Below are 21785 nucleotides of genomic sequence, written 5' to 3' on the forward strand. Positions count from 1 at the left end.
CAGGTTTGCCCTTCATCGGGCGCTTGATCTGTCCCGCAGGAGCACCGCGGAAATCAGGATGAGGATGGCCGAGGCCGCGACGATCAAGGCACCGACCGCATTGATCTCAGGGGTGATGCCGCGGCGCAGAGTGGACCAGATGTACATCGGCAGGGTGTTGTCCCTGCCGGTCAGGAAGAAGGTCACGGGGATTTCGTCGAAGCTCAGCGTGAAACTCAGGAGTCCTGCCCCGATCACCGCGGAGCGGATATTCGGCAAGGTGATGAGGAACAAGGTTTGCAACCCGTTTGCCCCAAGGTCGGAAGACGCTTCGGCATAGCTCCTGGGCACTCTCTGCAGCCGCGCATAGACTTGCGTCACGACAACCGCGAGAAGCGCCGTGGCATGTCCGATGATGACCGTCCCCAGGCTCAGATTGAAACCGAACAGACGGAACATGGTCAGCATGGAGATACCGGTGATGATCCCGGGCAAGGCGATCGGCAGCAGGACCAGTTTGCGGAAGACGCCCTTGCCCGGAAAGTCGATCTGATCGAGAGCGAGCGCGGCCGGTACGCCGATTACAAGCGTCAATGCCGTTGCGAAGCTGGCGACATAGAGGGAGTTCCAGGTGGCTTCGATCAACTGCTCATTCTGCGCGAGCTTGGCATACCAGTCGAATGTGAAGCCGGTCATCGGCCAGCTTAACGAACGGGATGCGTTGAAGCTGTAAGCCACGAGGACACCGATCGGCACGTAGAGAAACGCGAGAATGGCTCCGATGCCGATGTACCAGACGGCCGCCTCAGCGTCAGCGCCCAGCCTTTTCGCGACATCCGCCCGGTCGGTCTCGGGGGCAATCCCGCCGGCGGGTTTTTGCTCGAAGACGCTCATGTCAGGCGCCCCGCTCCCAAACGCTCGAACCTGTCCGAGGCGGAGATTATGCCAAGCACGATCACCAGCATGACTACCGCCAGTGCAGAGCCGAGCGGCCAGTTCAGTGCGGCGCCGAATTGAGAGGCGATCACATTGGCGATCATGACCCCGTCAGGCCCGCCGACAAGGAACGGCGCGATAAAGTCGCCGAATGCCAGGCAGAACGTCATGGTGAAACCAGCCACGATCCCGGTCATCGACAGCGGCAAGGTCACTTTCAGGAAAGTCGCGAGGCGGTTTTCACCCAGATCGGCCGAAGCCTCCTTTAGCGACGGTGGAATTTTTTCCAGCGCCGCATAGATCGGCATGACCATGAACGGGATGAAGACGTAGGTCAGCGTGAGCACCATCGCTGCCTGGTTGTAGAGAAAGATCGAGGACGGTTCGCTCAGGATGCCGGTGGAAACCAGGAAGGAATTGAGAACGCCCTGCGTACCCAGGATCGTTTTCCACGTGTAGGCGCGCAGGAGATAGCTCACCCACAAAGGCGCCACGACAGCCATGTAGAGCGTGAGCCGAACCGAAGGCCGCTTCACCTTGAAAACGAGGAAATAGGCGTAAGGATAGGCAAGAACAAGCGCGAAAAAGCTCACCAGCCCCGCGATTTTCAGCGTGCGCAGCAAAACGCGCAGATATTGCGGATCGCGAACGAGCTCCATGTAGTTGCCGAGCTGGAACGCCGGCACGAAGATCGGATACTGCGTCTTCCAGAATGAATAGACGAGCAAGATCGAATAGGGGACGAACATGAACACGACAGTCCACAGAAGCGGCGGCGACAGGACCGCGGCAGAACGCAGGCGTTGCACTGCGGTCATTCCGCGGCCTCCGCATTGAAGGCCATGATGGCGTCGGGTTCGATTTCGACCGCCAAAATATCGCCAGGTCCCGGCAGGCTCGCACGACCGTTGAGTTTCCGGTTTTGCAGATCCACAAGAATCGATCCCTGGCCGAGCTGAACCACGATACGGGCCGCGCCGCCGTGGTAGATGACCTCTTCGACCGACCCTGAAATCACGTTCGACCCGCCTTTTCTTGCCGGTTGAAGGAGGCGGGCCTTTTCAGGTCTGAAGCCGAACAGGCCATTCTTTCGGCCTGCCAGCCCCTCAGGCAGGGCGAGTTGCTGTCCGAAGCAATCTATCCGGCCGTCTACAACTGCGGAAGGAAACAGGTTCGTCGTTCCGACGAACCCGGCGACATAAGGGGACGCCGGCCGATCGTAGAGGTCTTCGGGCGTGCCGTCCTGGACCACACGGCCATCACGCATCACCAAAACCCGGTCTGCCATTGCCAGGGCTTCATTCTGATCGTGGGTGACCATGATGAAAGTGAGCCCGACTTTCTGATGCAGATGGCGCAATTCAACCTGCATGGCCTCACGCAAATTAGCATCGAGCGCCGAGAGCGGCTCATCCAGAAGCAAGACCTTGGGTTGGCGGACAAGGGCGCGTGCCAATGCGACGCGCTGTCGCTGGCCGCCGGACATTTCGTGGGGCCTGGCGTCGTATTTTTCAGCCAGTCCCACCAGAGTGAGCGCCTCGCGCGCCCGGGCTTCGATTTCGGCTTTGGGGACGCCTGCGACGCGCAAACCATATCCGACATTCCGGCCGACCGTCATATGCGGAAAGAGCGCGTAGTCCTGGAACACCATGTTCACCGCACGCTTGTTCGGCGGCAAATGGGTCACATCCTGTCCGTCAAGCCGGATGCGGCCTTGGGTCGGCTCCTCAAAGCCACCGATCATCCGCAGAAGGGTCGATTTTCCGCACCCCGAAGGGCCAAGCAGCGTCACGAACTCACCAGCCCGGATACTGAGGCTGAGCTGGTCCACGCCGACGACATCGCCGAAATGTTTCGACAGGTTTTCGATCCGAACGATCTCGGTCATTCTCAGGCTCCCGGCAAGATCCGAGCCTGCGCGGAACAGGCCCGGATGGTGGCTGTTACTGTGCCTTCACCGCGTTCCAGGCGTTCGTATAGGCCTGGAGCCGCGGACCGAGGTTCTCCCAAAGCAGCAAGCTGTCGAGATAATCCGGATCATCCTGGTGCAGTGAGGTGTACTGCTCGGGTGTCATGCATTGCTTTGCGGCCACCGGGTTTGCCGCGGAATATCCGTTTACATTGGCAACCCCACACTGGCCGGGTTCGCTGGTTGCCATATTGAGGAATTTGTACGCGCAATCCTCATTCGGTGTGCCCTTCACGATCATGAAGCTGTCCATCCACCCTTCCGCATTTTCCTTCGGGATGAACTCGACAACCTCGATGCCTTCGCTTTTTAGAAGCGAAGACTGGTAGCCGGCCCAGGTGTTTGAGATCCAAACTTCGCCGGACTTGTAGAGATCCACCAGTTCGCCTGCGGTCGACCAATATTTCCGGACGAGGGGACGTTGTTCGACGAGCTTTTTCTGCGCCGCCTCAATCTGTGCATCGGTCAGGTGATAAATGTCGTTGTCGCCATTCAGACGGGCGGCAACATAAAGCGCACTCTTGTCGTCCCACAGAGATATCCGGCCTTCCAGCGCCGGATCCCACAGGGTGGCGATGGACGTCGGCGCCTCCTCGAATTTGTCGGGACGATACATGAAAGCGATCGCGCCCCATGCGAACGGAACGGCATAGACCTTGCCATCGGCATTGATGCCGTCCGCCTTCCGGAATTTCTCGTAAATTTCGCCCCAGCGTCCGATACGGTCGGTGTCGATCGGCTCGACGAAACCGGCAGCGATTAGCGGCGCAGTCGTATCGATTGAAGGAGATACCAGGTCGAACACACCTCCACCTGCCGCGAGCTTAGGCGCGAAGTCGTCATTCGACCCCACATAGGTCGCATTCACCGTGCATCCGGTCGCTTTTTCGAAAGGCTTGATGAAGCTCGAATCCGCGTAGCCTTCCCATGTAAGCAAATTCAATTCGCCTTCGGCAAAGGCCGGCGCCGTGGCGGATATTGTCATTGCTGCCAGGCTGATCGTTGCCAAGAACCTCTTTGTCGTCATTTGCATTTCCCCTGTTTCTGGAGTCGTGCGCCGAACCTCAGTCCGACGCCTCGGCGGTCTTTCGGACCACCGTTCCGATATCCACGCCCAATGCCTTTGCGGCTTTTCGTTTCGAGCCGTGAATTCGAATTGCTTTGTCGATCAACGCGCGCTCGAAGCGCTTGACTTCGGAGCGCAGATCCAGCGTGGCTGTGGCCACCAGTTCGGATGCGTTATCCGTGCCCGGAACGTCGATGGGAACGAGGAGATCAGTGAGGATTTCTTCAAGATCGTCCGCATCGTCGAGGAAGATGGCGATCCGCTGGATAATGTTCAGGAGTTCCCGAATATTTCCGGGGAAGCTGTAGTCCGTCAGGATCTCGCGCACCCGCTGGGGTATGATCATCGGCGTATGGCGTCGCTGATTAATCGTCTGCGAGAAGCGATCGATCAGGTGGCTGACCAGCGGCGTCAGATCGCGCAGGGGCGGCACATGCAGGCCGATGATGGCCAGCCGGAAGTAGAGATCGGCCCGGAACCGCCCATCGCGCACCATCTGGCGCAGGTCACGATTGGTGGCGGAAATCACACGGACATGGCTTGGGCGGCTGGATGCCGCCGCCATATGTGGCAGGCGACCGTCTTCCAAAAAACCGAGAAGCTTGGCCTGGGTCGAGCGCGGAATCTCTCCGACTTCATCGAGGAAAAGCGTGCCGCCTTCCGCCTGTTCGATCAGGCCCGGCCGGCGCCGGTCATCCCGTTCCTCCCGTCCGAACAACAGTGCGTCGAACTGCACCTCAGAGGAGGAGGCGCAATTCACCACGATGAAGGGATCGCGCGCATCCGCGGTCGCAGAGTGCAGGAACCATGCGATCTCGGATTTTCCGACACCGGATTCACCGGTGATCAGGATCCGTGCGCCCTGCCGGATCGCGCGCTCGCCGCGCGATAGAAGCACATTGATTTCGGGACATAGCTGGCGCTGGGTTGCAAAATCCGGACGGGTGCGTTCCCCGGAAAGAAAACGGACATTGTTCGTGTCTTTTCGTCCGAAACTCCTGTCGCAACGGAATTCGAAGGCTTCGACATCACGCAGGAGAATCCACTGGACGTGATCGACCTCCGGCTCGCGCATCAGGGTCGCCAGCAACAAACGCCCACCGGCCCCGCGCAGCCCCAAATCGGCCCTGCGACCTTTCGCGACGGCGCTCAACAGCGCTTTCCAGCCGTCCACCTCGGCTTCGAGGTCCGTCAGTGCACAAGACTCCGTCCACTCCGCCAGACCCAGCATGCGGCCAGCCTCACGATTAAGCGAAGCGATGGTTCCGTTTGCCTCAAGCGCAATGAGACCGTCATTGAAGAGATCAAGCCTACTTGTAGCCTCTTTTCTTGTTGCAGCGGAAAACAGAGGATGTTCGGGCCAAAGGGATGCCATCATCAGCGCCTTTCACTCGTGCGCGCGAAAAGGCTTGCGACAACTCCGCCGCCTGGCCGTGGGGCCAAAGCCCAGTCGATGCCGCCCGATGTCAGCCCGGTCGGTGCCCCGCTGGCGCTGACACGTTCGACAAGCTGCAGCAAGGATGCAAAATCGCCGTCCTTGGCCAGCCATCCTCCCAACAGGTCATCCGCTGCGATGCCCAGAAGCCGGCACGCGGCCGGATTGGCCGCGACAACCTCCCTGTTGTCATCGAAAGCCACGACCCCGTTCGGAAGTGCGGTCAGGATATCCAGAGCCTCGTTCAACTCCGCCAGCATCCGCTCTTCGCGGATGCGGTGCTTGCCGACATCGCGCACAATACCGAAGATGCGCAGCAGCAACCCTTCCCGGATGTGGGCGCGAACGTCGTTTTCGACGTAGATCTGTTTCCCGTCGTACCGGGTATCGAGCGCTGGAGCTGCATCGACCTCGAATCCGTTCGCAATGAGCCGGAGAACAAATTCCTCGTTCTGCGCGTTGCGCGGGAAGATTTCAGAGGTCGGGCGCGATTTGAAATCAACGCCAGGATCGAGCAGGTAGAGGCGGGCCATCGCCGGGTTGGTAAAGCGCCAATGGGGATCGTTTTCAAACACCTGACGCACAATTTCATGGTCGGGCGCGGTCAGATCGACCGGCTCGCCAAACTCCATGCACCAGCATGCGTCGTTCGAGGCTGCTATGATGCCTTCCAGAATCTCTGCATCGAGTTCTGAAAGCGGCCCGACGCGGTCGAAGTGCCTTTTCATTTCTGTGGCTGCTTCATTCATGCATCAACGCTGCATTTTTGCATCAATTGAGTCAAGCTCTAAGTTAATGCCATTGCTCTTAGAAATTATGGGGTGCAGACTGTGGGGATGATTGGAATAACGCTTATATGATGCAGGATCGCATCGGATGATGCGTGAACAAGTTCTTCGAACGCGAGGCAGATTTCGAGCCGCTGACGTCGTGCGGCGCGTCTTCGCCCGACAGCCAAACGCGATAACGAAGACCGACATGCGAATTGCGCACAGCTTCGTCTTCCAACGGGGGATCTAATTTGAAAAACTGGTTCATCACGGGGATTTCGCGCGGCCTTGGCTTGGCTCTGGCAAAAGCAGTACTCGCCGATGGCGACAACGTCATCGGCACCGTAAGAGAAACGGCCCCGCTTTTATCCTCTGGCGGAGGCCGGCTCCGAGTTCTCAAGGCCGACATGTCTGACAAGGAAGGCTCCGAGTCGGTTGTCCGCGAAGCATTTCAAATGTTGGGCAAAATCGATGTCATCGTCAACAATGCCGGCTATGGGTTGCTCGGGGCGGTCGAAACCTCCACCGAAGAGGAACTTCGCCATCTGTTCGAAGTGGACGTTTTTGCACCGATTCGCATTACCCGTACCGCATTGCCCTATTTGCGCGCCCAGGGCTCGGGCCACATTGTCAACATCACCTCGATCGCGGGGCGGGCGCCGGGGGTCGGGATAGCGCTATATGCGGCGGCAAAATTTGCGATCGAGGGCTTCTCGGCGTCATTGTCGCAAGAAGTTGCCCCGCTTGGTATACGGGTCACCGCGATCGTTCCGGGGCAGTTCCGGACGGATTTCCTAGACGACACGTCCGTCCGTAAGAGCAGTAGTGAAGACACGGCTTATGACAACACCGTGGGTGCGACCATGGCGAAGCTGGCACAGGTCAACCACAAGCAGCTGGGCAATCCCGACCGTGCGGCGCGTGTCATCGTCGAAGCCGTCAAATCCGACAATCCGCCGCTGCATCTACTGCTCGGCTCTGATGCCTTGCAGCGCGCGCGGAGCAAGCTGGAGGCGGTCGTCCAGGAGATGGAGGATTGGGAAGCCCAGACCGTCAGCACGGACTTTGCCGCTTCGTCGTGAAGGCTCGCCAAAGCCTGCGGCAGGTCGCACTCGCGGTCCGTGACCTGATCAGTCATTTGCCCAACGTGTGGGTCGGGGTCCGCATCCGCCGTCGAAACGAGCGCGGACTTTCGCCGGTCTGCATCGAGAAAAACCGCGTAAAGTAAGAGGGTGTTGAGAACTTCAACGCGTAGGCGATCTCCGAGATGGAGGTGTCGGTGAAGACGAGTTGCCGTTTCGCCTCGAGCATCACCCTGTCGTGAATGATCTCGCCCGCCGTCCGGCCGGTAACCGACTTGACCGTGCGCGACAGGTGGGTCGGCGTTACCGATAGCATGTCGGCGTATTCGGCGACCGAACGCAGCGTGTTCACGTGGCGGTCAAGCCGCTCCTGGAACTGGTTGACTAGATGCTGCCGCCGGTCGGTGATGCCAGTCTTCGCATTATGTGCAACTGCAAGCCCGCGATGGAGGTTCACCAGAGCGAGCAGAAATAGCGACTCCAGAACAATGTTGCGCTCCTCGCCATGGCTTCGGTGCTCGCGCTCGATCCTTCTGGACAGGCGTTCGGCTTCGGCTAGTTGCTCGCTGTGTTGCTCCCCGCACAGCATCTGTGGTCGGATGATCCATCCTTCCAGCCAAACACGCCCGGCAGCCAGCCGGGACACATCGGCAGTGGGAACTGTGATGACCCAGCCTTCCATATCCTTCTGGTAGCTGAAAGCATGGCTGCAAAGCGCGGGAAGCCAGGCAATGGCGGGGGCGTCGATCGTGCGCGGCGTGTAGTCAATGCGGCTCTCGACATGACCCTGACCGAAGACGAACAGTTGCGACAGGCCCTCGTGGTAATGCGTGTCGACCTCCCATCCGTGAATGTGGCTGCGTTCGGAGATTCTCTCGCAGTTCAAAAATCCCACATGGGCGGATGCATCCCCCAACACATATTTGTCGCGATCGAGTTTGGTTTGGTTCATCGCCGGCACGAAAGTTGAAATTGTGCTATTTTATATCATGGGTGTGGATTGTTTTCGCGCCTGAAAGTCGCAGAATCCCAATGAGAGCAACAGGCACAGCAATGCCCTTCCAATGGCGGCTAGTGTCAGCTCTGTAGTACACAAGGGAGGACGCGCGGTGATCAGGATCGCGATCGCGGGCGCCGGTATTGGCGGCTTGACGGCGGCTCTTTGCCTGCATGAAGAAGGTTTTGAGGTCAAGGTTTTCGAGGCGGTGCCGGAGATCAGGCCACTTGGCGTCGGCATCAATGTGATGCCGCATTCCTCCAAGGTGCTGCACGATCTCGGCCTGGGCCCGGCTCTGGACAAGATTGCGATCCGAACCCGCTGCATCGAGTACCGCACCAAATACGGGCACCTGATCCAGTCGGACCCACGCAGTATCGAGGCGGGTTTTGCGGCTCCGCAATACTCGATCCACCGTGGCGAGTTTCAGTTTCTGCTGCTCGATGCCGTCCGTGAACGCCTCGGAGCCGATGCGATTGAAACGGGAAAGCTCGTCGAGGGCTTCAGCCAGACGGATGACAAGGTCACTGTTAGGTTTGCCGATGGCAACACCCATGAGGCCGATCTTCTGTTCGGGGCGGATGGGTTGCGTTCAAAGGTGCGCGAGCAGTTGCACCCCAATGAAGGACCGTTGTGCTACGAGGGCACCATGATGTTTCGTGGCGCTGTCGAGATGGATCAAATCGGCGACGGTCGCACGATGGTGATCGCCGGCAACCACGACGTCAAATTCGTGATGTATCCGATCAGCGAAAAGCTGCGCAAACAGGGCAGGGCGCTGACCAATTGGGTGGCGGAAGTGCGCATCGACAAGCCGCGGCACATCCAGGACGCCGATTGGACCCGTGGCGCGACGCTCGATTATATCACGCCGTTCAAGCAATTTCGGATGAGCGACATGGACCTCGTCCAGATCATGCAGGCGAGCGAAGGCGTGACAGAATTCCCGATGATCGATCGCGACCCGCTGCCGTTCTGGACGCAGGGCCGGGTTACGCTTCTGGGCGATGCCGCGCATCCGATGTATCCGATCGGCGCCAACGGCGCGAGCCAGGCGATGATAGACGGCCGCGTTCTGGCCGATTGCCTGGCCGAGAATGCCGCCCCTGAAGGGCTGAAAGCCTACGAGGAAATCCGCCTGCCGGTGGCCACCAAGGTGGTGCTCACCAACCGCAAAGGCGGTCCGGAGCAGGTGCTCGACATTGCCGACGCGCGCGTCAAGGGCCCTGACGACAAAATCGAGGATTTGATCACGGCGGAGGAGCTGGAACAGGTCGCGGCCTCTTACCGCGACATTGCCGGCTTCCAGAAGAAGACGGCCTGATCCGATGCCGGTCTTTCACGCTGGTTTCGATCCTGCGGGGCAGGTTGTTCGTGTCCGCTTTGAACGGGGCGCACGCCGCGATCTCGGGCAGGAAATGGACGCTCTGGGCGTTTCGCGCGCATTGATCCTGACAACGCCGCAGCAAGTCGCTCAGGGACAGGAAATCGTTCAGTCGCTGGGTGACCGCGCCGCGGGCCTGTTCTCGGGTGCGGCCATGCATACACCGGTGGAGGTCACGCAAGAGGCGATGGCGGAGATCCGCGCCAGCAGGGCGGACTGCACAATCGCGATCGGCGGCGGATCGACCATCGGGCTTGGCAAGGCCATCGCGTATCGCACCGACCTGCCGCAGATCGTCCTGCCCACGACCTATGCGGGTTCCGAGGCGACGCCGGTGCTTGGCCAGACCGAGAACGGGGTGAAGACGACCCTGAAATCACCAAAGGTCCAGCCGGAAGTTATCGTCTACGACGCCGATCTGGTGGCGACGCTGCCGGTGGACATGACCGTGACGAGCGCGCTCAATGCCATGGCCCATGCCGTCGAAGGCTTATATGCGCGGGATGCCAACAGGCTTTCCTCCACCCTGGCGCTGCAGGGCATCCGCGCTTTCGCGGTGGGCTTGTCTCGTGTCATCGCGGCGCCGGCGGACGTGGCTGCGCGCGAAGAAACATTGTTTGGAGCCTGGCTCTGCGGAACCGTGCTCGCCCAGGTCGGGATGGCGTTGCATCACAAGCTCTGCCACACGCTCGGCGGCGCCTTGAACCTGCCCCATGCGGAAACGCATGCGATCGTGCTGCCGCATGCCACGGCATTCAACGAATTCGTTGCGGGCGACCGCCTCAGGCCGGTCGCCGATCTTCTGGGGAGCGATACCGCCGGCGGGGGGCTGTTTGACTTGGCCGAGAAGCTGGGGGCGCCGCTGGCGCTCAAATCGCTGGGCGTGTCGGAGAGCGATCTGGATCGTGTCGCCGAGCTTGCCGTGCAGAATTCCTACTGGAATCCGCGTGCCATCGAGCGAGACGCGGTGCGCGCGCTGCTGCAAGACGCCTACGAGGGCAAGCGTCCGTAACGGGAGGTTTGAGATGACACAGTTTTTCACCGAGGAAGGTTCAGTCGACGCCGTGAACGCGCGCATGGGCAGCGATGTCGATCCGCGGCTGAAGGAGGTTATGGCGTGCCTGGTCAAGCACCTGCACAATTTCGCCAAGGAGATTCATCTGACCCAGGAGGAATGGGAGATTGGGATCGATTTCCTGACGAAGACCGGCCAGATCTGTTCGGGCGAGCGACAGGAATTCATCCTGCTATCGGACGTTCTCGGCTTCTCGATGCTGGTCGATGCCATGAATAATCGTCGTCCGATGGGCGCGACGGAGAATACCGTCTTCGGCCCATTCCATGTGGCCGGCGCGCCGGAACGGGCGATGGGGGAGAACATCTCGCTCGACAAAAAGGGGGAGACCTGCCTCTACGAGGGGCGCGTCGTCGATCTTCAAGGCGAACCGATCGAGGGCGCCAAGATCGATGTCTGGTCCGACAACGCCGAAGGGTTCTACGACGTACAGCAGCCGGGCATCCAGCCAAAGTGGAACAACCGCGGCATCTTCACCACAGGCGAGGACGGCAGGTACAGCTTCATCGGCATCAAGCCTGTCAGCTATCCGATCCCCGATGACGGACCGGTCGGCAAGATGCTGAGGGCGCTGGGACGGCACCCCTATCGGCCAGCGCACATGCACTTTCTGGTGACCGCCCCCGGATACCAGAAACTCGTGACCCACACATTTGTCGGCGACGACCCCTACATCACCTCCGATACGGTATTCGGCGTGAAGAAGACGCTGGTCGCTCCGTTCGAGGATATTGGCGGTGACACGGAATGGCGCTCGCATTTCAATTTCGTCCTGACGCCGATTGCTCGGGACTCCTGATGCCGAACGCCATCGTCATGGCAATCCATCGGGAACAGACCTGCCCAGCGGGGCAGCAAAACATCTATATTAGATTTGTGTATTGCTAATATAGATGGCTTCGATTAGATCATGTTCGAGCAGATCTGGGGCGCTCCTACCCCGGCCATCTGCGACCAAAGGGAGGAAGCGATGAAAATCGATATGCTTTTAGGTGGTGAGTTCGTTGCTTCCAGCAACTCGAACTACTTCGAGCGCAGGAACCCGGTCTCGGGCGAAGTCGTCACGACTGCGCCGACGGCTACCAGAGCCGATGTGGACAAGGCCGTTGCGCGTGCGTCCGAGGCATTCAAGACGTGGTCGAAGGTTGGTCCAAGCGCGCGGCGGGCTATCCTCCTCAAGGTCGCGGACGAATTCGAGGCGGCAGCTTCCGAGTTCATGGAAGTCGCAGCCAGGGAAACCGGCGCCACGAAGATCTGGCTCGGCTTCAACGTCAAGCTCGCGGCAGGAATGATCCGCGAAGCGGCGGCGATGACGACGCAGCTGAAGGGTGAGGTCATCCCCAGCGACAAGCCGGGCAGCCTGGCCATGGCGGTGCGGCGTCCGGTCGGCGTTCTGGTGGGCATGGCGCCCTGGAACGCGCCTATTATTCTCAGTGTCCGGGCCGTCGTCATGCCGATCGCCTGCGGAAACAGTGTCATTCTGAAGGCATCGGAACGTTGCCCGCACACGCACCGGATGATTGGCGAAATCTTCGAGCGGGGAGGGCTGCCGAAGGGGGTGCTCAACGTTATTACCCATTCAGCTGAAGGTGCGCCCGAAGTCGTTTCCGCGCTCATCGCGCATCCGGATGTCAAACGTATCAACTTCACCGGTTCGACCCGTGTCGGGCGCATCGTTGCGGAACAGGCCGGAAAGCATCTGAAGCCAGTTCTGCTCGAACTCGGTGGAAAGGCGCCGATGGTCGTGCTCAAGGATGCAGATATTGGAGCGGCGGTGAATGCGGCGGCGTTCGGCGCATTCATGAATCAGGGCCAGATCTGCATGTCGACCGAGCGCGTGATCGTCGACGAAGCCATTGCGGGCGAGTTCGTCAAGCGCTTCGTTGAAAAGGCCAAGTCGCTTCCGTACGGAGATCCCGCCCAGAATGTGGTGCTTGGCTCGGTGGTCGATGCCGACATCATCGAGAACGTTCGCTCTCTTGTCGAAGATGCTGAGAACAAAGGGGCGAAGGTCGTTACGGGCGGCGTCCCCGAAAGCGGAACGATCATGCCGGCGACGATTGTCGATGGTGTCGTCAAGGAGATGGAGCTTTACAGCGAAGAAAGCTTCGGTCCGGTCGTGGCGGTCTTGCGTGCAAGGGACACCGAACACGCCATCGAATTGGCCAACGACAGTTCCTACGGCCTCGCCGCCTCGGTATTCGGATCCAATATCAACGAGACACTTCGTGTTGCCGAGTCGATCGACTCCGGCATCTGCCATATCAACGGTCCGACGGTTGCCGATGAGGCCCAGATGCCGTTCGGCGGGACAAAGGCGTCCGGTTACGGAAAATTCGGCAGCCAGTCCGGGGTGGAACAGTTCACGGAATTGCGTTGGATCACCATTGAAGATCCTGATCAGCACTATCCGTTTTAGCCATTTACCTGGCCGGTTGGCTCGGCGGCGCCATCATCCGGTTCGCCGGCCGCCCGTTCGTGGCTGCAATTCCAAACTCATCCAGAGAATCCCATCGTCCATGAATCTTCAAAGTGCATCTGAAATGCGTTCCACCTGGACAAGCGTCCGGGAAGCGACCTTCGATTTCCTTCGCTCGGTTGGCGTGGATACATTTTTCGGGAATCCGGGTTCGACGGAGTTGCCGATGCTGGACCGCTGGCCGAGTGACATACGCTATGTTCTAGCGCTGCAGGAAGCATCCGTTGTCGGCATGGCCGATGGCTACGCGCGGGCTACCGGGAAAGCTGCATTCGTGAACCTCCATTCCGCCGCGGGTCTCGGCCATTCTTTGGGCAATGTGTTTACCGCGTACAAGAACCGCGCGCCGATGGTGATCATCGCCGGTCAGCAATCGCGTGACCTGTTGTTAAACCAGCCTTTCCTCGGTGCTACCGACGCACCGAGCTTCCCGAAACCCTATGTGAAATACAGCATCGAGCCGGCGCGGCCCGAGGACGTTCCAGTGGCGATCGCGCAGGCCTACCGGATTGCGATGCAACGTCCGTGGGGCCCCACATTCGTATCCGTTCCGGTGGACGATTGGACGGCACGCTGCCGGCCGGTAAGGGACCGCGAAGTTTCGATCGACACCGCGCCGGACCCATCGCTTGTCGAGAAGGCCGCAGCCATGCTGCTCGGCGCCAAGGCGCCCGTCCTGGTCGTGGGGCCCGAAGTCGACGAAGAGAATGCCGGGCCGGCATTGGTGGATCTTGCCGAGCGGATGAACATTCCCGTTCTTGCGGCCCCGTTCGCGGCCCGGGTCGTGTTTCCGGAAGACCATCCTCTTTTCGCGGGCTTCCTGCCCGCGGCGCCCGAAAGGGTCTCCGACGCGCTGGAGAAATACGACGCCGTCGGTGTCATCGGCGCGCCGGTCTTCACGTATCACGTGTCCGGGCAATCCCGGCTGGTCGAGAGCGATATATCGCTTTTTCACTTGACGACCGACCACATGACCGCCGCATCCGCGCCTTTGGGCCTGAGTATTCTCGGCAGCCTGAAATTCAGCGTACCCGCGCTGGCGGCGCTTCTGCCCGAGACCACAAATCCGGCGGGCAGCAGGAAAAGTCCGCCAACAAGCCCAAAGGTCGTCAAGGAAATCACGCCGGCGCATTTCTTCTACTGTCTGGGAAAACTTTGGGCGCCTGGAATGGTCATGATGGAGGAGTCGCCGTCCACCAGGCCCATCATGCAAGACTTCGTCCGCATTCGAGAATGGGGCGGCTTCTACACGATGTCGAGTGGCGGCCTTGGTTATGGTCTGCCCGGCGCAGTCGGCCTCGGTCTTGCCAGGCCCGAGCACAAGATCGTGTGTGTCATCGGTGACGGCTCGTTCATGTATTCACCCCAGGCTTTGTGGACCGCCGTCCAGCACAATGTGAATCTCACCGTTCTGGTCCTGAACAATGGTGGCTACGGCGCCATGCGCTCGTTCAGTCGCACGCTGCAGGTGCGGGATGTCCCGGGTATCGATGTGCAGGGATTGGATTTCCTCCACCTTGCGAAGTCCATGGGGTGCCCCGCGCAACGGGTACGGACTTCCGCCGAGTTGGAGGACGCCTTGAAGAAAAATTTGGAGAATACGGGGCCGGGGCTTTTGGAGGTCGTCGTCGATCCGGAAGTCCACATACTCTACTAGGCCGTGTGGAGGAACCGTACGCAACGTGTTGAACAAAGGGAGGAAGAACATGTCTAGCTGCATATCGAATGGAACAAAATCAAGGTGGCACCCTTCGCTGACGGGCTGGTTACAGCGTAAGCTGGGCCTTGTCTTGGGCGCCTTCGGGGCGGTGGCCCTGATGGCGATGCCTTCGGTGGCGCAGGAGTTCACCTTTAACCTGCATCACTTCCTCGGTCCCAAGGCGCCCGCGCATCATGCGATGCTGGAGCCTTGGGCGAAACGGATAGAGGAAGCGTCCGACGGACGGGTGAAGATCGAAATCTACCCGGCTATGTCCCTCGGTGGGACGCCCCCCGAACTGATCCGGCAGGTTCGCGATGGCGTGGTGGACTTGGTCTGGACCCTGAACGGATACACGCCGGGCCTGTTTCCACGCACGGAAGCCTTTGAACTGCCGAATGTCCACTTCAATGACCCGGTCGCCACGAACCTGGCGCTCGCAGAGCTGTTCGATGAGCATCTTGCCGAAGAGCATGTCGGCGTGAAGGTTCTATTCCAGCATGTGCACGCCGGGCAGGCCATTCACACCGCGGACACCGAGGTTCATTCGCCGTCCGACCTTCAGGGCAAGACGCTCAGGACCCCGACCAGAACCGGAGCTTGGGTCGTCGAGGCGTTGGGTGCGAATCCTGTTTCCATGCCAGTTCCCGATTTCCCTCAGGCTCTATCGCGGGGCGTGGTCGATGGCGGTCTGGTTCCGTTTGAAATCGTGCCCGCCCTTCAGCTGCAGGATTTGACCGATTATCAGATCGAACTTGCCGATGGCGGACGGCTAGGCACCAGCGTCTTCCAGGTTTCAATGAACCTCGATCGCTGGAACAGCCTACCCGAGGATATTCAAAAGGTATTCCTCGACAATTCCGATGAGGAATGGTTGCGCGAAGTCGGCCAGATTTGGGCCAGTTTCGAGACGGTGGGCCAGAAGATCATCGGGAATGCGGGCAATAGCCACATCAATTTGACCCCGGAGGAAAGCGCGGCGTTCACCGTCGCCATGGACACCGTGGTCAATCGTTGGATCGAAGAAGCCGGTTCAAAAGGCATTGATGCTGAGAATCTGGTCAAGGCGGCGCAGGAAAAAATCGCTGCACATTCGAAATAGGCTACCCAAAGCATAGGTGTTCCAAAATGGCGGCCGCGACTTCCCGACAGGATCTCTTCGTCTCGTTGACGCGCAATATCTGTAAATGGTGGGCGCTCGGCGGTGGCGTCGTTCTCTTCGGGCTCGTGGCCGTCAATGTGGTAAGCGTCATGATGGCTGCGCTGATCAACAAACCCGTACCAGGCGTCTATGAACTGGTACAGATGGGGGCGGCCATCTCAATGTTCATGGCGCTGCCGTATTGCCAGGTTTCGGGTTCGAACGTGACCGCGGATATTTTTACCGCCGGCCTCAAGAGGCGTGTGATTGTGTTTCTTGGCGGTATAGGCGCGCTGTTTGGATCGGCTTGGGCTCTCTTTCTGCTTTGGCGCATGAGTGCCGGGTTTGAAGACGTCTATGAATATCAGGAAACGACGGCAATCTATCAGATTCCTATCTGGTACGCCTATGTGCCGGTCCTTGTTTCATTGCTGCTGTTCGCTTTGGCTGCAATAGCGAATCTCATTCAGGCAAAGCAGGGAAAACTGCCCGAGGAAGTCGAGGCAGGAATGAGCGGCTAGCCCACAGGCGTTGCGTCAACTGTTCGCACAGATTTTGGGAGGGTGTTGTGGCCGGCGAATTTCTGGTCGGAATAACGGGGCTTGTTGCTCTTGTTGGGCTCATCGCAGTCCGTGTGCCAATTGCCTACGCGATGACGGCGGTTGGACTGGCCGGCATTTGGATGCTGTCCGGGCCCGCAATATTGCTCTCGCAGATGAAGTCGCTGGCTTACGGCACCTTCTCAAACTACGATCTGTCAGTCGTGCCGCTGTTCATCCTGATGGGGCACCTCGCATCCAGAGCCAACTTGTCCTACGGCCTGTTCAGGGCGGCAAATGCATGGCTTGGCCATTTCCGGGGCGGGGTGGCGATGGCTGCGATTGCCGCTTGCGCAGGCTTTGGAGCCGTTTGCGGTTCTTCACTGGCCACCGCATCGACAATGGGCAAGGTCGCGCTGCCCGAATTGAAGCGTTACAACTATTCTTCCGCGCTCGCGACCGGCACATTGGCGGCAGGCGGCACCCTGGGCATTCTCATCCCTCCCTCGATTGTCCTCGTCGTCTATTCGGTGATCGTCGAGGCCAACATCATCCAGATGTTCTCCGCGGCGATGTTCCCCAGCCTGCTCGCGGTGCTTTTCTTTGTCGCGACAATCTGGCTCTACACCTTGTTTGTCCCAGATGCGGGGCCGAAAGGCAGTGTCGTCACTCGGAAAGAACTGGTTTCGGCGACGCTTGGAGCTGTACCTGTTACGCTTGTCTTCGGGATCATGCTGGGCGGCATGTATGCCGGTTTCTATACCGCGACAGCCGCGGCCTCGATCGGCGTGTTCCTTGTTCTCGCTTATGGCTTCGCCGCCAAGCTCCTGACGCCGGAAGACATACTCGAGGCCATTCTCGCTACGGCGAGAAATGCGGGTATGATTTATCTCATCGTCCTGGGTGCGGAGCTTCTGGAAATATTCATGTCGCGAGGCGGCGTGCCGCAGGCGGCGGCACAAGTGATGCTCGAGTCGGGACTGCCTCCGTACTTCCTGCTTCTGCTCGTTCTTATTGCTCTGATCGTTCTCGGAATGTTTATGGATTCCCTCTCGATCGTCCTGCTGACCTTGCCGTTTTTCTGGCCGGTGATTTCCGAATTGAACTTCGGGCTGACCGAGAATGAAACCAAACTTTGGTTCGGCATTCTCGCGTTGATCGTGGTTGAGTTGGGGTTGATAACGCCACCGGTTGGGATGAATGTCTTCGTCATCAACGCCATGGCCAAAGACGTTCCGATGATGGAGACCTTCAAGGGTGCATTCCCCTTTTTTTCTGTCGAGCTCTTGCGTGTTGCAATCATCCTTGCGTTTCCAGCGCTTGTGCTGTTTTTCCCTGCCTGGATAGGCTGATCAATGTTCCTCGGGACAGGAGCAAATCGTTGCCGCGCGCGACCGTTCAAAGACATGAGATCGCCTGCATCTATCTTTGAACGGCGTTCTGCGGATGGTTGGAAGGCTGTCTGCGTTGGAGTTCGGATCGCCTTTGCTTTTACGAAGGGCCGTCGCATAGTTGGGCCAGGGATACATGAGCGAGCAACTGAATAACTCTGTTTTGACGGCGTTCGAGATCCTGTCGCTGTTCTCGAATGGGCGCCAAAGCCTGACCAGTCAGATTGTCTGCAAGGAGTTGGGACTCAAGCCCATAACCGCACATCGTTTTCTTCGCACTTTGGAGGTGGCCGGCGCCCTGGTATCCGAACGTCGCGGCCAGTACCGGCTTGGGCTTGCGCTTGCCCACCTGGGTTCGATCGCCGCGTCATCGGACGTTATTGCGAGAATTGCGCAGCCTTATCTTGACGATCTGGCCTCCCGTTTCCGGGAGACGGCGATCGCCACCACCTACCGCAACAATCGGATGGTCGTGATTGCGAGCGCCAATTCCTCGCGGTCCTATTCACTCAACATGGGCGTGGGCGAGCCACTGGAGATGCATTGCACGGCAAATGGCAAGCTGTGGCTCGCCAGCCTGACGAATGAGCAAGTGGAGAGCTTTCTTTCCAGCCAGGAACTGCAAGCCTACACGCCCCGAACTGTGGTCGATGCACAGCGCTTGAAAGTCGAAATTGAGCAGGTCCGCAAGGACGGCTACTCGTTCTGCAAAGGGGAGCGCGAAGCGGAGATTACGGCGATTGGAGTGCCTGTACTGTCGGGCGTCGGGCGCATGATTGCAGGAATCTCCCTCGTGGGCGCCAACTCGCACTTCGGTGAGGAGTTCACCAGGGAAGCCTTGGAAGCGCTCCGAAAGACGGCGGAGGGAATTAGTGCCTCCGTGGCCGGTGAGTCGGATTCTTACGAGCATGATTAGCGAGGCTGTCGCGGCCGATGCTCACGTCCTCGCGGAACACATCAGTTCGCCATCGTTTGCGATGTGACAGGCCAAGGTGAACCCTGCTGAATGGCGGCTAGATGAAACCGACTTCCTAGGGCCTCGCGACAGTCCGGAAAACTTCCTTTAGCCGATAGTGGGAAGCTTCGAGGTCGGCAAGCATGATGCCGTCAGATGCCGACAGTACTTTCCGTGCAGCCATATGGTCCCCAGGTCTATTTACAGTCTCGACTGCACAAAGGCGTTCGGCGCTAAATCCGAAAACGGTAAGACGACCGGTCTCATCATCGCGCTTTGCTACGAGCTTGTCGGCGTGTTCAATTAAACCCGCAATCTGGAGCTTGTCGGCGCCCTGATCGCTCCAGAACCACGGTAACTTGTCATAGGGCTCGACAGCGCCTGTCAGGCGCCTGGCGACGCAACGCGCTTGGTCCGCTGCATTCTGCACGGATTCAAGCCGCAGGCGCCTATCGCCTAGTGGGAACGACACGCAGTCCCCAACGGCGGAGATGTTCGGCGCACTGGTCAACATGGTGCGGTCAACCGCAATCCCATTCTCTATCTTCAGGCCCGCCGCGTAGGCGAGCTCACAATTCGGCACCACCCCGGCTGCGACGAGGATAAGGTCACTGAAAACCCTCTCCCCCGTCGAAAGCCGGACCGCGAAAGCGTTTCCAGAGGAATCGGTTTCGACTGCAAGAACCGTTTGGCGAAGCCGTATATCAACTCCGTTCCGTCGATGTGCTGCCAAAAAGAACTCTGAGACCGGCTCCGAGACAGCACGGGCCATAAGCCGGTCCTGTGCCTCGACGACGGTCGGCTTCTTACCTAGCTGTTTGGCGGCGGCGGTAAACTCGAGACCGATGAAGCCTCCACCGATAACGACGATTTCGCTGGTCATCTCCAAGCGATCGCGAATGCGCGACGCATCCTCGAGCGTGCGCATTCCGAATACGTTCGGGGCATTGAACCCGGGAATGGGAAGTTGCCTGTTGCGCGTACCGGTTGCGAGGACAAGGTGGTCGAAATGATAGGTATTTCCTCTTTCTGTGGTCACAGATCGCTCGCTCGGGGACACTGAAGCGATCGGCGTGTTCGACTGGATCTCGATCCCATTTGCAGCGAAGAAATCGGCGTTGCGAAATAACAGTCGTTCGGGATGACCTTCTTTGAGGAAGGTTTTCGACAAGGGGGGGCGCTGATAAGGGAGCCCGGCCTCATCCCCGAACATGAGCAGGCGACCCTCATATCCTTCCTGCCGAAGACTGGCCGCGACCTGAAAACCTGCTTGTCCTGTTCCGATAATTACGATGTCGCGAAGGCTCACGCCTGAGTCTCCGGCAACTCTACGACAAGTCCCTCGAGCTCACGGCTTAGTCTTATCTGGCACGAAAGACGACTGGAGGCTCGGCGTGTCGATACCGTGCATTCGAGCATTTCGTTCTCGACGTCATTCATCGGTGGCAGGAGGTTCACAAACGCTTCGTCCACGTACACGTGGCAGGTAGCGCACATGGCCGACCCGCCACACTCACCGACGATTCCGTCGATGCCATTGCTAAGGGCTGTCTGCATCAGGCTGACGCCTAATTCGCCGTTGACCTGTACCGTGCTTCCATCGTGGCTGCGAAATGTCACTGACGTCACTGTTTGGTATCCTCCAACCTCACCGCCTATTGAAGCGGACGCGCATGCTGTCCAATGCGTGAATGGCGTGATTCGGGCGCCAGACTGGTTCGCCGATGATGTCTATCGAGTAGACCTTCTGCGCGATCGCAGTCAGAATCGCCTCTGCCTCAGCTCTCGCGACGATCTGCCCGACACAGCCATGGATACCTACGCCAAACGCCAAGTGCCCCGTGGGGCGCCGTTCTATGTCAAAGCGATCGGCATTGAGCCATTTCCGCTCGTCAAGATTGGCTGCGCCCAGGACACAAAGGATCTTCGTGTCCCTAGAAATGGGAACACCGCCGACCGTTGTGTCAACGCTCGCGGTTCGGCAGAAGGAATGGACAGGGGACGTGTACCGAAGAGCCTCCTCGAAGGCCGGACGCGCCAATTTTGGGTCGCGTTTCAGTTTCTCAAACTGTTCGGGGTTTCGCCCCAGGCACCAAATGGTGTTTCCGATGCCTGTCACTGTCGTGTCGATCCCTGCGGAAAGCAGCGAGCGGACGAGCATTCCCGCTTCTTCTTCGGTCAGTTCGTCAGCGTCGGCGGCCGCGTAGATGGTCGCGCCGAAGCCTCCAGGACTAAGGGACTCGCGCTTGCATTGCTCCATGATCCACGGAACAATCTCGGATGCCTTTTCAAGCCACTTTGATCGGCGCTCGTTTTCGGGTCCGAGCGCGTTGAAGGCCATCGCTCCGTAATCAACGAGCATGCGCTTGCTGATTTCCCGCATCCCGACAGCAGCCGGAAACACACTTACTGGAAACGCTTCCGCCAGGTCGTCTACGGCATCGAACTCGCCGAGATCGAGCAATTCCGTGATGAGGGCATCGGCTTTTGCAGCAAATGCGTCCTTGAGATCATTTACCGCGCGCGGAGACAACGCCCGCGAGATGACCGTGCGCGTTCGCGTGTGATATGGCGGATCGACCTCAAGGACGATAGATGGCGCTCGCCAAGGCTTAGCGACGTGGAAATCCGCTAGCCCTACACCTCGCGATGAGACGAAACGCTCCCAGTCGGAAAAGACCTCTCTCGTCTCATCGTAGCGCCCGCATGCCAGCAGGGCATAGCGGGGGATATAGACGAAGGCACCTTTTTCTCTCAACTCAGTGTAATACGGCTCCGGGGTTTGCAGAACCTCGGTCGCGTATGGATCGACATCCCAAATCGGAATGTCTGCGGCTATCAGGGTCCTGATGTGATCCTCGACGAGTTGCATTGCCAAGCCTCCCAGG

The 21785-nt window shown here is 59.1% G+C and carries 21 protein-coding genes; 10 read left to right on the forward strand and 11 right to left on the reverse strand.

All coding sequences use genetic code 11. The features are described from left to right. Window positions 1-12: 12 nt before the first annotated feature. The 6 genes from GPJ75_RS12275 to GPJ75_RS12300 are packed head-to-tail and all read right to left on the reverse strand — an operon-like array spanning window position 13 to window position 6134. Window positions 13-873, reverse strand: a complete 861-nt coding sequence (locus GPJ75_RS12275) for an ABC transporter permease (RefSeq protein WP_163268482.1) — start codon at window positions 871-873, stop codon at window positions 13-15. After that, window positions 870-1733 carry an ABC transporter permease gene (locus tag GPJ75_RS12280; protein ID WP_163268484.1) on the reverse strand — a complete coding sequence of 288 codons (864 nt, stop codon included), beginning with the start codon at window positions 1731-1733 and terminating at the stop codon, window positions 870-872. The genes GPJ75_RS12275 and GPJ75_RS12280 overlap by 4 nt, the downstream gene beginning before the upstream one ends. Beyond that, window positions 1730-2803 (reverse strand): ABC transporter ATP-binding protein, encoded by a 1074-nt coding sequence (locus GPJ75_RS12285; RefSeq protein WP_163268486.1) that lies wholly within the window; start codon window positions 2801-2803, stop codon window positions 1730-1732. Before GPJ75_RS12285 ends, GPJ75_RS12280 begins: the two co-directional genes overlap by 4 nt. Window positions 2804-2858: 55 nt before the next feature. After that, window positions 2859-3911: an ABC transporter substrate-binding protein gene (locus GPJ75_RS12290; RefSeq protein ID WP_163268489.1), complete on the reverse strand. Its 1053-nt coding sequence runs from the start codon at window positions 3909-3911 to the stop codon at window positions 2859-2861. 37 nt (window positions 3912-3948) lie between these two features. Continuing rightward, the gene (locus tag GPJ75_RS12295; RefSeq protein WP_205602515.1) at window positions 3949-5328 is read right to left on the reverse strand and encodes a sigma 54-interacting transcriptional regulator; all 1380 of its coding nucleotides are present in this window, start codon (window positions 5326-5328) and stop codon (window positions 3949-3951) included. Further along, window positions 5328-6134: a PAS domain-containing protein gene (locus GPJ75_RS12300; protein WP_163268493.1), complete on the reverse strand. Its 807-nt coding sequence runs from the start codon at window positions 6132-6134 to the stop codon at window positions 5328-5330. The genes GPJ75_RS12295 and GPJ75_RS12300 overlap by 1 nt, the downstream gene beginning before the upstream one ends. 272 nt (window positions 6135-6406) lie before the next feature. On the opposite strand from GPJ75_RS12300, the gene GPJ75_RS12305 reads away from it, so the two are divergent. Continuing rightward, window positions 6407-7237, forward strand: coding sequence for an SDR family NAD(P)-dependent oxidoreductase (locus GPJ75_RS12305; RefSeq protein ID WP_163268495.1), 831 nt, complete (start codon window positions 6407-6409; stop codon window positions 7235-7237). 52 nt (window positions 7238-7289) lie between these two features. Here the strand turns inward: GPJ75_RS12305 and GPJ75_RS12310 are convergent, their stop codons facing one another. Further along, complete coding sequence (locus tag GPJ75_RS12310; RefSeq protein WP_163268497.1) at window positions 7290-8189, reverse strand: AraC family transcriptional regulator; 900 nt, start codon at window positions 8187-8189, stop codon at window positions 7290-7292. A gap of 25 nt (window positions 8190-8214) precedes the next feature. Continuing rightward, on the reverse strand, window positions 8215-8490 hold the full coding sequence (locus GPJ75_RS27350) for a hypothetical protein (protein WP_246249043.1): 276 nt from the start codon (window positions 8488-8490) through the stop codon (window positions 8215-8217). Between GPJ75_RS27350 and GPJ75_RS12315 the strand changes: the two genes are divergently transcribed. From GPJ75_RS12315 to GPJ75_RS12355, 9 genes are all read left to right on the forward strand, one after another. Further along, complete coding sequence (locus GPJ75_RS12315; protein WP_246249039.1) at window positions 8386-9558, forward strand: flavin-dependent oxidoreductase; 1173 nt, start codon at window positions 8386-8388, stop codon at window positions 9556-9558. The genes GPJ75_RS27350 and GPJ75_RS12315 overlap by 105 nt on opposite strands. Before the next feature lie 4 nt (window positions 9559-9562). Continuing rightward, window positions 9563-10630, forward strand: a complete 1068-nt coding sequence (locus tag GPJ75_RS12320) for a maleylacetate reductase (RefSeq protein WP_163268710.1) — start codon at window positions 9563-9565, stop codon at window positions 10628-10630. 13 nt (window positions 10631-10643) lie between these two features. Next, window positions 10644-11492 carry an intradiol ring-cleavage dioxygenase gene (locus GPJ75_RS12325; protein WP_163268499.1) on the forward strand — a complete coding sequence of 283 codons (849 nt, stop codon included), beginning with the start codon at window positions 10644-10646 and terminating at the stop codon, window positions 11490-11492. A 171-nt stretch (window positions 11493-11663) separates the two neighbouring features. Beyond that, the gene (locus GPJ75_RS12330) at window positions 11664-13112 is read left to right on the forward strand and encodes an aldehyde dehydrogenase (RefSeq protein ID WP_163268712.1); all 1449 of its coding nucleotides are present in this window, start codon (window positions 11664-11666) and stop codon (window positions 13110-13112) included. A gap of 100 nt (window positions 13113-13212) precedes the next feature. Beyond that, window positions 13213-14829: a benzoylformate decarboxylase gene (mdlC, locus tag GPJ75_RS12335; RefSeq protein ID WP_425483149.1), complete on the forward strand. Its 1617-nt coding sequence runs from the start codon at window positions 13213-13215 to the stop codon at window positions 14827-14829. A gap of 160 nt (window positions 14830-14989) precedes the next feature. Beyond that, window positions 14990-15973, forward strand: a complete 984-nt coding sequence (locus GPJ75_RS12340; protein ID WP_163268716.1) for a TRAP transporter substrate-binding protein — start codon at window positions 14990-14992, stop codon at window positions 15971-15973. A 26-nt stretch (window positions 15974-15999) separates the two neighbouring features. After that, entirely contained in the window at window positions 16000-16533 is a 534-nt protein-coding gene (locus GPJ75_RS12345; RefSeq protein ID WP_163268501.1) for a TRAP transporter small permease, read from the forward strand. Window positions 16534-16580: 47 nt separating this feature from the next. Beyond that, window positions 16581-17903, forward strand: coding sequence for a TRAP transporter large permease (locus tag GPJ75_RS12350; RefSeq protein ID WP_163268503.1), 1323 nt, complete (start codon window positions 16581-16583; stop codon window positions 17901-17903). A gap of 175 nt (window positions 17904-18078) precedes the next feature. Continuing rightward, complete coding sequence (locus GPJ75_RS12355) at window positions 18079-18858, forward strand: IclR family transcriptional regulator (RefSeq protein ID WP_163268505.1); 780 nt, start codon at window positions 18079-18081, stop codon at window positions 18856-18858. A gap of 115 nt (window positions 18859-18973) precedes the next feature. Here the strand turns inward: GPJ75_RS12355 and GPJ75_RS12360 are convergent, their stop codons facing one another. The 3 genes from GPJ75_RS12360 to GPJ75_RS12370 are packed head-to-tail and all read right to left on the reverse strand — an operon-like array spanning window position 18974 to window position 21769. Continuing rightward, on the reverse strand, window positions 18974-20206 hold the full coding sequence (locus GPJ75_RS12360; protein ID WP_163268507.1) for an NAD(P)/FAD-dependent oxidoreductase: 1233 nt from the start codon (window positions 20204-20206) through the stop codon (window positions 18974-18976). After that, the gene (locus GPJ75_RS12365; RefSeq protein ID WP_163268510.1) at window positions 20203-20526 is read right to left on the reverse strand and encodes a 2Fe-2S iron-sulfur cluster-binding protein; all 324 of its coding nucleotides are present in this window, start codon (window positions 20524-20526) and stop codon (window positions 20203-20205) included. The genes GPJ75_RS12360 and GPJ75_RS12365 overlap by 4 nt, the downstream gene beginning before the upstream one ends. Before the next feature lie 19 nt (window positions 20527-20545). Next, complete coding sequence (locus tag GPJ75_RS12370) at window positions 20546-21769, reverse strand: cytochrome P450 (RefSeq protein ID WP_163268512.1); 1224 nt, start codon at window positions 21767-21769, stop codon at window positions 20546-20548. Between the last annotated feature and the right edge of the window lie 16 nt (window positions 21770-21785).

It is taken from the genome of Chelativorans alearensis (assembly GCF_010993735.1).
GTDB lineage: Bacteria > Pseudomonadota > Alphaproteobacteria > Rhizobiales > Rhizobiaceae > Chelativorans > Chelativorans alearense.

Excerpts from the sequence above, each read along its gene's own strand:
- GPJ75_RS12340 (WP_163268716.1), top strand. The coding sequence starts at position 14,990 with ATGGCGATGCCTTCGGTGGCGCAGGAGTTCACCTTTAACCTGCATCAC.
- mdlC (WP_425483149.1), top strand. The coding sequence starts at position 13,213 with ATGAATCTTCAAAGTGCATCTGAAATGCGTTCCACCTGGACAAGCGTC.
- GPJ75_RS12295 (WP_205602515.1), bottom strand. The coding sequence starts at position 5,328 with ATGATGGCATCCCTTTGGCCCGAACATCCTCTGTTTTCCGCTGCAACA.
- GPJ75_RS12275 (WP_163268482.1), bottom strand. The coding sequence starts at position 873 with ATGAGCGTCTTCGAGCAAAAACCCGCCGGCGGGATTGCCCCCGAGACC.
- GPJ75_RS12310 (WP_163268497.1), bottom strand. The coding sequence starts at position 8,189 with ATGAACCAAACCAAACTCGATCGCGACAAATATGTGTTGGGGGATGCA.
- GPJ75_RS12290 (WP_163268489.1), bottom strand. The coding sequence starts at position 3,911 with ATGACGACAAAGAGGTTCTTGGCAACGATCAGCCTGGCAGCAATGACA.
- GPJ75_RS12370 (WP_163268512.1), bottom strand. The coding sequence starts at position 21,769 with ATGCAACTCGTCGAGGATCACATCAGGACCCTGATAGCCGCAGACATT.
- GPJ75_RS12285 (WP_163268486.1), bottom strand. The coding sequence starts at position 2,803 with ATGACCGAGATCGTTCGGATCGAAAACCTGTCGAAACATTTCGGCGAT.
- GPJ75_RS12280 (WP_163268484.1), bottom strand. The coding sequence starts at position 1,733 with ATGACCGCAGTGCAACGCCTGCGTTCTGCCGCGGTCCTGTCGCCGCCG.
- GPJ75_RS12300 (WP_163268493.1), bottom strand. The coding sequence starts at position 6,134 with ATGAATGAAGCAGCCACAGAAATGAAAAGGCACTTCGACCGCGTCGGG.
- GPJ75_RS12330 (WP_163268712.1), top strand. The coding sequence starts at position 11,664 with ATGAAAATCGATATGCTTTTAGGTGGTGAGTTCGTTGCTTCCAGCAAC.
- GPJ75_RS12325 (WP_163268499.1), top strand. The coding sequence starts at position 10,644 with ATGACACAGTTTTTCACCGAGGAAGGTTCAGTCGACGCCGTGAACGCG.
- GPJ75_RS12355 (WP_163268505.1), top strand. The coding sequence starts at position 18,079 with ATGAGCGAGCAACTGAATAACTCTGTTTTGACGGCGTTCGAGATCCTG.
- GPJ75_RS12345 (WP_163268501.1), top strand. The coding sequence starts at position 16,000 with ATGGCGGCCGCGACTTCCCGACAGGATCTCTTCGTCTCGTTGACGCGC.
- GPJ75_RS12320 (WP_163268710.1), top strand. The coding sequence starts at position 9,563 with ATGCCGGTCTTTCACGCTGGTTTCGATCCTGCGGGGCAGGTTGTTCGT.
- GPJ75_RS27350 (WP_246249043.1), bottom strand. The coding sequence starts at position 8,490 with ATGCGGCATCACATTGATGCCGACGCCAAGTGGCCTGATCTCCGGCAC.